The sequence below is a fragment of the Prevotellamassilia timonensis genome, assembly GCF_900106785.1.
Classification (GTDB): Bacteria; Bacteroidota; Bacteroidia; order Bacteroidales; family Bacteroidaceae; genus Alloprevotella; species Alloprevotella timonensis.
Map to the genome: position 1 here is coordinate 1 of NZ_LT629843.1, position 12632 is coordinate 12632.

Genomic DNA, 12632 nt, shown 5'->3' on the forward strand with positions numbered 1-12632 from the left:
CCGAAAGCAAGCTTTCGATACCGCTGCCCCTCGACTTGCATGTGTTAAGCCTGTAGCTAGCGTTCATCCTGAGCCAGGATCAAACTCTTCATTGTAATATCTTAATGTTTTGTTTTCTCTGTTTTTTGCTCAAGACTCCGTCATTACCTGTCCTTGAAATTTCTTTCAGGAATTGACAAGTGACTTTCTAACCCGAACAGCTCTTTATAAAAGAGTGCTCATTTTGTCTCTTGTACTTCTCTACAAAATAGTTTTATGTAATGTTTTCAAAGATCGAATTGCTTCAGATTTGTGAGGTGTTGTAGGCCTCATTTCTGTTTTGCGAGTGCAAAGGTACGGACTTTTGTCACACACACCAAATTTTTGGCGAAGAAATTTTGGAGAAATTTTCGGGAATTTCTCTTGAAACGGACGTAACTCGCTGAATGCCAGCGCGTTGCGGCGTGCAAAAAAAATCGCGCAATTTTGCGCTCTCGGGCGGCGGACATGACCGTTTGTCCCCGCTGGCGGGCAAAAGTGCTGATTTGCCGGGGCGCAGACGGGCGGGAAAATTTGCTCGTTATGCGCTCGCTGATGTACAGATGTGCAAATGTGCTGGTATGCAAATAAGCAGACGCCGAGGGACACGGGGAATGTTACTATATATACGTATACGCGCGCACGCACACGCGCGCACGTCCTGCATTTTGAGGCAATATTGTGTGCATCCTGCACTAACGAAGCGTTTCTATCTGATAATCAAGGCATTTAAGTGTGTAGACAGATGAAATTTTTATCTACACGGAAACTACACGCGGCAGGTGCGGAGTTGCAAGCACAACTACGGGAGGGCGGATTTCCGGTATAGGGAGAGAAAATGTTTGGCACCTCCGACAGATTTTTCTGTCTGGCATGATAGATTTTTCTGTCTGCCATTACAGGAAATGCATACTCATGCGTGCTGACAATGCAGGTTGTAAAACCGATGGCTAAAGCGCAGGCAGATACGGTGTAGGCAGTGCAGACAAAGTGCATACACTGTCTACACACTTTTTGTGCTGATATTCAGCATATTACGAACAATAGTGCAGAGTGCAGACGAAGTAATAGTGCAAATAGTGCAGACAGGGTGTAGACAGTGCAGGCAGTGTAGGTAGCGTGCTGATACCACCTACACACTTTTTTACGCTGATATTCAATATATTACGAACGAAAGTGTAGGGTGTAGACAAAATGCACTTTTACCTTACACAAGCTACGTTTATGAGAGATGGCCTGGATTATTGCCGTGTTAGATCTCGACTTAATAAAGAATTTGTGCATACGATATATACCTTGCGTACTGTCGCGTTAATATTTGTATAAAATGGGGGGTGTTTCTTAAATACCTATATTTGCATAAATTTAATTGAACTTACATCGCGTGCAAATAATCTATGGTTTTCGCGCCATCTTTGCGCCCTGACAGTCATTTCGCAGAATTACTGTAGATGTTTTAACAAATTGAGGAATATCGGAGCCGGAACAGAGTTACTAACCCGCAACCTACAAGGTTAAAACTCAACACTAATGCGCCACCACACTAAATATGAAATAACCTTTGCTACATGTTTCTGAATAAACTAACAACTTATACGAGTTTAATATCCCTTCTACTTACTCTAAATTCATGTTCGTTCTTCAAAAAAGACTTTTGCAAAGACGAAGCAGTGGAACAACCAGACAAAGCATGCCCCAATGTTTCGCTAAACGCATACATTGAAAACTCTGGAAGCATTGATGGTTACGTAAGTAGTGGCACTTCATTCAAGACTGGCATTTACACACTACTCACAAATGAGCACGTAAAAGCGCCCAAACTAAGCTATGTGAACGACAGCATATACAGGCAATCCTGCGATGCCCGTAACTTTATATTAAAGCTTACACCGTCTACATTTAAGCAACAAGGTGGCAACAGAGCTTTCTCCGACATTTCAGAAGTGATTGAGCGCGTGCTGGGCGACAGTCCGAAAGAAGTTGCATTGCTGGCATCTGATTTTATCTTTTCACCGCCAACTGATGCGCAAAGTGTGAAGGAATACCTTAGTATGCAGCAGCAAGACATCAGCAATACCATGGGCAGCAGGTTCAAACAAGACAGTCACTTTTGTGTCGTAATACTACAAGGCATTTCGGACTACGCTGGCTACTACTGGAATGTAAGCAACACTAAATCAACCTATCATGGCAAACGCCCTTATTATGTGATGCTGGCAGGCAATCGCTCAGCTGTAGCGCTGTTGTTACACTCAGCAATGAAGGGCGATACACATTTTATAAATTCATTTACAGAGGCTGGGCTGTCGCCCGTGAGGTACGAAGTTGTGAAAAATACAAGTGCCAAGTATGGCACCTTCAAACTGTGCAAGAAAAGCAAGAATGGCCTAAGACACCATCTGAAAGACTGCCATGCTAACAAGCGCAGCGGCAACTTTACATTTAAGGTATACGTAGATTATTCATGTCTGCCATTGACCGACCAATATTTATGTGACGCCAGCAATTATGCCACCAACACAAGTAGCTACAAGGTAACAAGCGTAGCGCCACTGAATGCCTCAGCAGATGGCTACACACACTGCATCACACTGACAGCGAACGACAGCAAACACCTATGCGCCTCATCATGCGATATTTTGTTGAAAAAGTTGTTTCCGGCATGGATCGAGCAGTGCAATGACGCTGAGGGCACAGCACCATTACCGGGAAAAACGTTCGGACTGTTGCCATTGATGCGAGGTGTGCAAAAAGCCTTTTCAAGCACTGATGCGTGCTATGCCCGAATGAGGCTCTGCATTGAATAACCCTTTTGAACGCTTACTTTAGGGTGGTTCTAAAAAATTCTATTTTTAGAGTTCTGCTATTCTGAAATGTGGTTTGCACGCTATCAGAAGTGCCCTTTTGAAAGTTTGTCCGGTCACATAGCCCGCTATGTTCCCTCACAAACTTTCAAAAAAACACTTCCGATAGTGCACAAATCCCTATTTCAGAATTATTAAAACCACCCTTAACACAAACACATTTATATCATGAACGATTTCTTTTCGACTATTTACGGTTATGTAAACTGTTATGGAGATTCCTGGGACAGCTATCTGTACGACTGCAACGGCTATACTATGCTGGGTTGCACTACTGTTGGCATCACGCTGTTCATAGCACTGTTATTTTATTTATTGCCCACAGTGAGGTGTAGCGGCCGCAAATGGTGGTTGATATTTGGCGGCATCAATTTTGTAGTTGTAGCATTGACCACAGTTGCCGAATGCTGCACACTGTTTAACGAAGCTGGCAGCGACGAAGTAAGCGACTGCAGCTACGCCGATCTGTTTGGCACAGGAGTGTCCAGCGGCCTCATTAGCTTATTGCTGTTCGTGCTTTGCTCATTTGTTTTGTGCTTTTTCAGCACACACAATTACAAAGTTCCATTTAAGATGTGACGATAACCAAAGTTGCGGCTCATTCAAGAAATGATATTCTATTTTGAACACCTACTTACATTAGCATTATGGCAAAGCTTTACATATTTGGCATAGGCGGCACAGGTTCGCGTGTGCTACGTTCATTAACGTTTTTGCTTGGCGCAGGCGTCAAGCTACCCAGTTTTTCAGAGGTTGTACCAATTGTGGTTGATGCCGACAGCACATCAGGCGACAAAACCGAGACCGTACAATTGATGGAAAACTACCAACGTCTTTACCAATTTACCGACCATACGTCAGCTGCCGACCCAGACGGTTTTTTTGCCACCAGCATGTCAAGTTGTTGCCACGATGGTTTTACGCTCAACATACCCGGCGGCACAGCACAAAAGTTCAAGGACTACATGCACTTCAGCAGCCTTGACAATGCCAACCGCGACCTTGTCAAGATGCTATTCAGCGAGAAAAATCTCGAAGCTGATATGTCGGTAGGCTTCAAGGGCAACCCCAACATTGGCAGTGTGGTGCTGAACCAATTTATTGGCAGCGAAGACTTTGCAGCGTTTGCCAACTCTTTTGCTGAAGGTGATGCCATATTCATTATCAGTTCGATATTTGGCGGCACAGGTGCGAGCGGTTTTCCTATTTTGCTTAAGAACCTGCGCGCCAATGACACGGCCAACGTTCCAAACGCCAATCTTATAGCCCAAGCTCCAATCGGTGCCATCAGCGTATTGCCTTACTTCATTCTTGACAATGTTGACCCCAACCGCGATGACCAAATAGACAGCGGCACCTTTATACAAAAGACGCGTGCCGCGCTTAAATATTACGAGCGCAATTTGGCCGAATTGGATCATATGTACTACATAGGCGATGATGCACGTCCCACCTACGACAACCACGACGGCGGTGCGCAGCAAAAGAACAAACCCAACTTTGTGGAATTTGTTGCCGCGCTCTCGATATTTGATTTTGCCAACCAAGCTTGTGACGGCATGACACACAATGCCAATAGCCGTACGGTATATCATGAATACGGCATTAAGGAGGACAAGCAGGAATTCAACTTCAGCAACCTTTCCGAACAAAGCGTTGCGCTCGTGCGCAAGCCTATGGCCAAAATGCTGCTGGCGCACAACTACTTTACACAGGCTCTCGACCAATCATGGAAACTGGCTTGGGCCAGTACGCACGAACCCATTTTTTCGCGCACTGTGCTTGAAGAGAAAGGCTTTTGGGAACATTTGACGAGCTTTACCACCGCCTACAAACAATGGCTGAACGACATGGCAAACAACAAGCGTCAGTTCGGCCCGTTCAAACTGACTACGGGCGAGAAAGACGTATTTGCCATTGTAAGCGACAAAGAGCCTAAAAAGATCAAGGTACTGTCATACATCATGGACGACAACTTCAAATTGTTCAACAACAAGCTTGACAGTTTTAAGAAAAAGAAGGACTTCGGCAAATTGCCAGAGTCACTAAAGACACCTGCAGCATATTGGCTCAATCTGTTCTCGTTAGTGACCAGCAACCTTATTGAAGAAAAACTCAAAATCTGACACAACCTGCTATGAAAGTACTCAGACTTCATGATGGCACTGCATCGGGTGCCACAAACAATATAAATGGTTGGGGACAAAGCACAGTGATTTCGCAAAAAGCTGTTGAAACCATCACCGACCCCCAAGGCAACTGCGCACAATCAGAGATAACCTCCATACCAAGTCCATTTGCGCGTCTTGACCTTGTGAAGCAAAGCTTCAAATATGTCAATGACACACACGACTTTGACGGTAAAACCATATATCACCGCATGGTGTCGGACGCGCTCGATGTGGGCGAAATATTTTTCAATATCAACAAGTACGGCAATCTGGTAAAGATTACCGAGTGGAACGTGGGCGAGATACAAAATCTCAAAGCCTCGACAGACAAGCAATTGCGCTTGTTGGGCAAGACACTGGAGCTTTACATACAATCAGATGCGGCCAATGGCAATGTGTACAATCTGCACAACATGAAGAGCATCTTCATACTGCAATACACCGGACCTGGTGCACCGGGTACGAGTGCGTTACCCGGCCACGTGATTGGCGCTACCAGCCCGTGTACACTATTCTTCACACCGGCCAATGACCTGGGATACGTGACAAACCAAATACTGTTTGATGGCAATAACGACCGCCCCTTTGACGGAGATTACAACCCGCTCTACAAACGTGATGCGGACTTTGTGCGCTACCTTGTGTGGCTGAGCAAGCAACCTGGCTTTGCCGAGGGGTACCCTGAGGTCAGCACCTACATCAGCGACACCATTACCAAACTCAACAGCATAGACAATGCTTTTGGACAGGAGTTGGCCAACATGACCGCTGCATCACACACCGACACTGCCCCCGTTACGACAGACAATGGCAAGCCCGTGACACTGGCCGGTGGTTACCCCGTGATGTACAAACGCTTTGATGCCGCACAAGTAAGCCAACACAGCCAGTTGGTTATCAACGCCACGAAAGCCATTGAAGGCGACTTGCCCCTTGTGCTGCCCAACGACCACAGTTGCGACGGAATGTCCTATACCACGTCAGAGTGGGACGGCAGCCTGGTCAAACTTGTACCATTTGAAGAAAAGGCAGAACTCGCCCAACGTATTCTGCCAGGTATAAATGTACAGTACCCTTATCTGACCGCAGGCGACTTTCTGTGTGCCAACATATTGCGCACAAGCTATGCACTAAAACCTTTTGACGGGGGCAACGACGACTATTTGCCCCTTGGCACAGACGAAGAGCTGAGGCATTACCTCATTCCTATAAAGAAAGAGTTTTTCCGCTATTTCAGCCTTGCCGACTTGAAACGCTGCCTGCGTGCCGAGAAAGGCGGTATGGGGCAAATAAAAGTTGAACTGTCTATTCCAATCAGGGGTGACGGCAGCAGAGACAAGGTGGTGTTTAAGCGCAGCTATATGGAAACGCAGACCGATTCGATGTTAAACAGCCAATTTGGGCGCATCATAGACATGAGAAGCACCGGACTTACTATATTGCCACACATACGATTTCCTGAGGGCGTTGCCCCCGACTATCGTGTTACGCTCTCTATTGACAACAAGATATCGGATACGGAGGCTCAAAACGACTTGCCCACACTGTCATTCGTTGACGAATGCAAATTCATTGACCATACACCTGAAATGTGCCGCAATTTTGACACCCTGGGCAACCGTATTGACGATATTACTTGTGTAACCAAACAATGGGACATTGCACATAACTTTACAGCCATAGCTGTCAACTACAAAGGCACCGACAATCTGCTCATACCACTGATGAATGAAGGCGGCGGCAGCAAAAAGTTTGTGTTTGCAGTTGACTTCGGCACGACCAACACACACATTGAATACTCTGTTGACGGTTCATCGCCCGGACCGCTCGACACCACAGCTGACGACGCGCAACTGCGTCCGTCTAACGACATGATGAGCGACACGTCGTGGACCCAAATGATGCGCGGTGACATGTTTCCACCCATCATAGGGCAGTGTCGCTCTGACAATCTGTCGGCCTCATTCCCGATCCGCACAGCATTGACCTCGTGCAAAAAGGTGGACTGGTTACGGGCCAAGCCACTTGTCGATGCCAACATTCCGTTCTTTTACGAACGCGATACAATGCCCACTTACGACGAGCAACCTACAACCAACCTAAAATGGAATGATGCGGACACGGCACAAGCACAGATAGAGTGTTTCCTGTCGGAACTGGCGCTCATCATGCGCAACAAGGTGCTGATGAACAATGGTGACCTAAGTGCTACAAAAGTGGTATGGTTCTACCCTACCAGCATGGTTTCACAAATGGTTGGCGAGTTCTCAAAAACATGGGACAATGTGTTCAGCCGCTACTTCGACGGAGCCACACACGATCAAATCAAGTACATGCCCGAGGCAATTGCCCCGCTCCCCGCTTTCAAAACAGGTTCTTCGTCTGCCATCACCATTGACATTGGCGGTGGCACCTCCGACTTCCTGTTTGCCGACGGTAAAGATGTTGTGTGCATCTCATCGGCACGCTTTGCCTCGAACAGTCTGTTTGGTTCAAACTCTGCATTTGACAGTGCCGACAATGGCTTTATCAAATATTTCAAGCCACAGTACGAGGCCGTGCAAGCTACGGGCGTCTATTATGCTGTGCTTGATGAAATCAGCCGTGGCGCAAATGCGTCGGCCAACTTGGCATCGTTCTTTTTCTCCATTGCCGAAAGCACCATCATCAGCGATGAAAGCATACGCCGGCAGAATGACTTTAAGGAGAAGCTTTCCAAATCGGAAGAATGCAACATGGTTATACTAATCTACTACATGGCCATTGCATACTATGCAGCACAGGTAACACGAATGCACCACCTGAAAGAACCACGCTACATAGGCTTCAGCGGCAACGGCTCGAAGATATTCGACATATTCCTTGACAACCCTGTATCGAGAAAACGACTCGTGAATATCACGCAAAAGATATTTGAACACGTGTTGGGACACGAATATGACGCAGACGGTCTGGATTTGCTGATGCCTCCGGGCAACTCGCCCAAAGCAGCTACAGCCAAGGGAGGTATTGTGCTTGCTTCAGGAAATTATGACAATGATAGCATTGACATTGATTATGTGAGCCAACACGCCACTACATGGATAGGCACAGACGATGCCGTGAAGAAATATGCCGATGTGGGTGACAAACAAGAACAAGAGGTTGCCAATCATGTGGAAGAGTTTGTGACACTTTGCCGCAAAATTCTCACCGAAGGCGAAGCTAACAAATACATCAAACTGCCTGCCGACATGGAAAAGGTTTTTGACATGACAGCCTTCAAGCGCGACATCAAAAAGTATGTGAAAGATGGCTGCGCGCAAGTGGCGAACCCGAACTACGAGGTGGCCTCATCGCTCTTTTTCTTGCCAATTGAGGGCATTTTGCACAAACTGACCAACGAATTGCTAAAGGTATGACAAAGGAGAAGTTATCTGCTATTTTGATGCCATGGCTTGCCTGCCCCTGGGGAGCCATGGCACACACAAGCGATGAGTGTCTGCAAGTGGGTGTAGCCAGCTTCACATACCTTGAGGTGGGACTCATGGTTGCAGTGGCGATATGCATCGTGCTGATTGGCATGCTGTGGCGCTTTGGTGCGAAGATGGAACGCCGCGCGAAAAAAGCGGAGCGTGATAGGGATGTGTGCCAACAATGGTATCAAGCACTAAAGCATAAGCCGCAGGAAGCACCCAAGGCAGAGATGCAGAAGTCGAAAAATACAGACGTGCATGATGCGCCACAGGACGATGAGCATTCTGCAAATGATGCTCCACAAGACCCTCAATGCTCACCAACCATCGAATTTGACATTACCCCGACCCCACCGCGCAAACTTTACGCCAGACAAGATGCACAAGATGCCAACAGGCTAATAAACCTCAGCCAGAAATTCGACCCCTACGAACACATCTTTGTCATCACACTTGACAATGGATCGGATACTGAAGGCTGTTTTGAACTTGTGGAAGAGAATGCCGCAAAATGCCTGGGCAACTCTGACAACATTAAATGTTGCTACGTTGATGCCGGAGTTAATGCAACTAACTTCAAACAGGAGGCCGGCAGAGTGCGTATTAACGGACAAACGGCCGAAGTGCTGAAGCCTATAACCATTACTAACAAAAGTGCCACATCGAACGGGCATTAGATGCTGATTAAAAACACTTAAAATTAAAATGGAAACGATTTTCATCATAGCTGTTATTTTGTTTGCTATCTACTGGCAATTCTATTTCCTGAAGGATAGCATCAAGATGATAAACCAGCTAAAAAACATATTCTCAGAAAAGCAAAGCTACCATTCCACAGACTATTATATACCTGCTAACGAATTTGACAATACAAGCTATGAAGAGATTCGGTATAAGGAAGCTTTTTACACCGACCCAAGTTATAGCTCTGACCTTGATTGGACAGACCGAGGAAAGAAAGATAAAATAAGCCTTGTAGACATCTCATCAAGCAACCCTATTGGCTTAAGAATAGAGTCATCTATCAACAACTACCTTATACGCAACAAGGGACTTGCAAGTGACTTTAGCACAATCAAAGACACAGTGGAGCGCAACTGCACCATGCTTGAGGACGAGATTGATACGCAGACGCCTTTCCCACTCTATATCGGATTGATGTGCACTATGCTCGGCATCATCATAGGTATTGGATGCATCGCTTTAGGCGACGGTGGTTTTGCAGCATTCGTAGACAAACCGGAGCAGCATATTGGGTCGTTAATGGGCGATGTAGCATTAGCCATGGCCGCCTCGTTTTGTGGCATTGGCTTTACCTCGACCATTTCGTTCATGGCCAAGAAAAGCAAAAAGTGTCTTGAAGAACGCAAGAACACGTTCTACTCCTGGTTCCAAGCCGAACTCATGCCTATCATTTCGCGAGAGAATGCCAGCGAAGGGGTGCGCCGGCTTGAGGAGAACCTCAACAGATTCAACCAAACTTTTACCCGTAATGTCAGCGGACTTAACAAATCGGTTGGCGACATTGCCCAAACTGCTGCCGACCAAAGCAAATTGATTGAAACTGTCAACAAGTTGGACCTTAAACAAATGGCCACAGCTAACGTGGAGGTGCTCACGGCATTTAAGGAGTCGATTGGCGAACTTGACAAATTCCACGAATATCTGACCTATGCGAACAAACAGCTCGAAGCGTTGAAAAAGCGCAACGATGCAGTAGAAGTTGCTACAATCGCAGTGGACGACGGCATTAAAAGCATACTCAATAAAATGAAGCAATCTGTGAATGAACAGATGCAAGCTCTGAAAGAATCACTGGCCATGTCGTCTGACGAAATGAGTCGCCTGGTTGAAAACGAAAAGCGACTCGTGGCGGGACAAGCGGGCAAGATTGATGCTTTTTATGACACACTGCGCGACCTTAAACCTGTGATCGATGGGCTCAAGGACTGGCGAAAGGAGTTGCAAGTGCAAAACAGAGAATTGAACAGATTGGTGCAAACCATCGATGCCATGCCCCGCCCCGATGGCAAGGGCGGCAGCCAGGTAGTTGTGCGTAGCAAAGCGAACATTTGGCAAATGGTGATTGCCGCAGCACTTGTGTTGCTGCTCGCGGTGAATGGATTTAACGCATGGATAACCTATCATAATGCAGAATCTGAACGCCAAACCGAGACTACCGAGCAAACTGACAAATCAGAAGATGCCAAGCAGCCTGCCGCTATCACCAACACGAAACTTCCCAATCAAGGCAATACACTGAAAGTGACCAACAATCCACAAACACCGCAAGAAACAGCAGCTGCGAACTGATTGAACCAAACTACACACATGAAATTATGAAGAACAAATCGTTTTTCTGGACCAGCTACTCAGACCTCATGACCAGCCTGTTCTTTGTGATGTTGCTGCTATTTGTTACCACAGTCATCATGATGTACGCCCATGGCAAGGCAAACGAGGAGGAGCTGAACAAAATACACCAACTGGAACACTCGGTTCAGGCTATTGACTCGCGTTATTTTGAATATAACTCGCAGTTTAAGAAGCATGTGCTAAAAATTGATGTGCAATTCCCCATTTACGACTCAAACATTGAGAGCATTGACCCTGCAGCCAAGCACAAACTTTTGGCTGCTGGCTCGCGCATCGTGCAGTTTATTGACAGCATCTATGCTGTGTATGAATCGCCTTTTCTTGTCGTGGTGGAGGGACAATCATCAAAAGGCCCCTACTGGCGCAATGTGCACGAAAACAACGATGTGCTGAGCTATGAACGCGCTCTGGCCTTGGTAAACTTTTGGGAAGCGCATGATGTCAGTCTGCGTGATGCCAACCATGCTCAAAAGTGCGAATTGCTTGTTTGCGGAAGCGGCGACAAGGGGGTAATGCGCATGATGCCCGATGTGCCGACTAATGCGAAGAACCAACGATTTTTAATTCATGTCATACCTAAGCCCGGTATGATTGAACATAAAACTTCTAACAATTATTCTTCCACTACTTTATCAACCAACAATACAGACATTCCATGAGGACACACATTCTATTTATAATCATTGCTATTTGCTCATTGTCGTTAACCACGTCGTGTACCAGCCGTGAACAAAAAGTTGTAAAACGCCTTGGAAAGCTGAGCAAAAAGCTTGAGCGTCAAGGCAATGATTACTCTATTACGCAATGGCAGCGCGCTGCCAAAGAATTCAAACAAATAGACGAGGAGATTGCCAAAAATTACCAAGACTTCACCCCAAAACAACTCCACGAAATCGGACGTCTCAAGGGCATTTGCGTAGGAGCATTCAGCCGATATCTTGAGCATATTGCGAAAAAATCGTCGAATGAGGCTGATGGATTTGTACAAGGGCTTGAAGAAATATGCGGAAAACAGGACGTATATCCATCTGACGATGCTGAAGAAAGCCCGTCCGAAGATTACTCTAAAAGTGATTCCGTCTACATCGAAACGGATTCGGTTTGTTAGCGATGGTTACAAAATGTATTATACAAATTGCTATGGGGCTGCTGCTATGGTTATTCGTGCCTGGCTGGATCACCCAAGGCAGTCGTAAAACGCGACAATGGATAAAGCTGGCTTGTAATATTGCGGGCATCGTCATGGGCGCACCCGACAAACCCTGTGGAGGGCTGTGCAGATGCTAACCCAAAAACTGAGTTGCCAAACGATACATGATTGCCCAAAAGTAGTACCTTTGCACTATGAATCAGAATGGCAATAAAAATATGTATGAGGGCCTCGCCTCATATTTCCTCCCCGAAGGAGTTCTTAAATATTTCGAGGTGACAGACTTTGCAACACAGCGTACTCTGGACAAGGATGTTCTTTACACAACAGAGCTTCACATCTATCTGGATGAGCGCGACAATCGCACACCAGACATGAAGGATTCCGTGAGCAATGGTTTTGGGGAAGAATCATGTTTACTTGACTATCCAGCCCGAGACAAGAAGGCGGTACTTCACATACGAAGAAGGCGTTGGACAATGCCGGATGGCACAACAAGAAGTGTTGACCTTGACAAGGAGTTTGAACTGAAGCATAAGGGCACTCGATACGCGAAGGACTTCGCGCTTTTTTTAAAGAGGGCGAATGGACTCTGAGA

General features: G+C 46.4%; 9 protein-coding genes and 1 rRNA gene. 9 read left to right on the plus strand and 1 reads right to left on the minus strand.

The features are described 5' to 3' along the window. A 16S ribosomal RNA gene (locus BQ5453_RS13915) occupies positions 1-95 on the minus strand; the annotation flags it as partial. 1593 nt (positions 96-1688) lie between these two features. Here BQ5453_RS13915 and BQ5453_RS04090 point away from each other — a divergent pair. The 9 genes from BQ5453_RS04090 (at position 1689) to BQ5453_RS04130 (ending at position 12630) form a co-directional block, all read left to right on the plus strand. Further along, positions 1689-2825 carry a hypothetical protein gene (locus BQ5453_RS04090; protein WP_071122284.1) on the plus strand — a complete coding sequence of 379 codons (1137 nt, stop codon included), beginning with the start codon at positions 1689-1691 and terminating at the stop codon, positions 2823-2825. A gap of 225 nt (positions 2826-3050) precedes the next feature. Next, positions 3051-3461 carry a hypothetical protein gene (locus BQ5453_RS04095; RefSeq protein WP_071122285.1) on the plus strand — a complete coding sequence of 137 codons (411 nt, stop codon included), beginning with the start codon at positions 3051-3053 and terminating at the stop codon, positions 3459-3461. A 68-nt stretch (positions 3462-3529) separates the two neighbouring features. Continuing rightward, positions 3530-5008, plus strand: a complete 1479-nt coding sequence (locus BQ5453_RS04100) for an FtsZ/tubulin family protein (RefSeq protein WP_071122286.1) — start codon at positions 3530-3532, stop codon at positions 5006-5008. A gap of 11 nt (positions 5009-5019) precedes the next feature. Next, positions 5020-8454, plus strand: coding sequence for a hypothetical protein (locus BQ5453_RS04105; RefSeq protein WP_071122287.1), 3435 nt, complete (start codon positions 5020-5022; stop codon positions 8452-8454). Beyond that, complete coding sequence (locus BQ5453_RS04110; RefSeq protein WP_071122288.1) at positions 8451-9185, plus strand: hypothetical protein; 735 nt, start codon at positions 8451-8453, stop codon at positions 9183-9185. Before BQ5453_RS04105 ends, BQ5453_RS04110 begins: the two co-directional genes overlap by 4 nt. Positions 9186-9213: 28 nt before the next feature. Further along, on the plus strand, positions 9214-10821 hold the full coding sequence (locus BQ5453_RS04115) for a hypothetical protein (protein WP_071122289.1): 1608 nt from the start codon (positions 9214-9216) through the stop codon (positions 10819-10821). 26 nt (positions 10822-10847) lie between these two features. After that, a complete protein-coding gene (locus BQ5453_RS04120; protein WP_071122290.1) occupies positions 10848-11543 on the plus strand; it encodes a hypothetical protein in 696 nt (231 codons plus the stop codon). Next, positions 11540-11992: a hypothetical protein gene (locus tag BQ5453_RS04125; RefSeq protein WP_071122291.1), complete on the plus strand. Its 453-nt coding sequence runs from the start codon at positions 11540-11542 to the stop codon at positions 11990-11992. The genes BQ5453_RS04120 and BQ5453_RS04125 overlap by 4 nt, the downstream gene beginning before the upstream one ends. Before the next feature lie 260 nt (positions 11993-12252). Then, positions 12253-12630 (plus strand): ISAon1 family transposase N-terminal region protein, encoded by a 378-nt coding sequence (locus BQ5453_RS04130; protein ID WP_143033257.1) that lies wholly within the window; start codon positions 12253-12255, stop codon positions 12628-12630. Positions 12631-12632 lie beyond the last annotated feature (2 nt).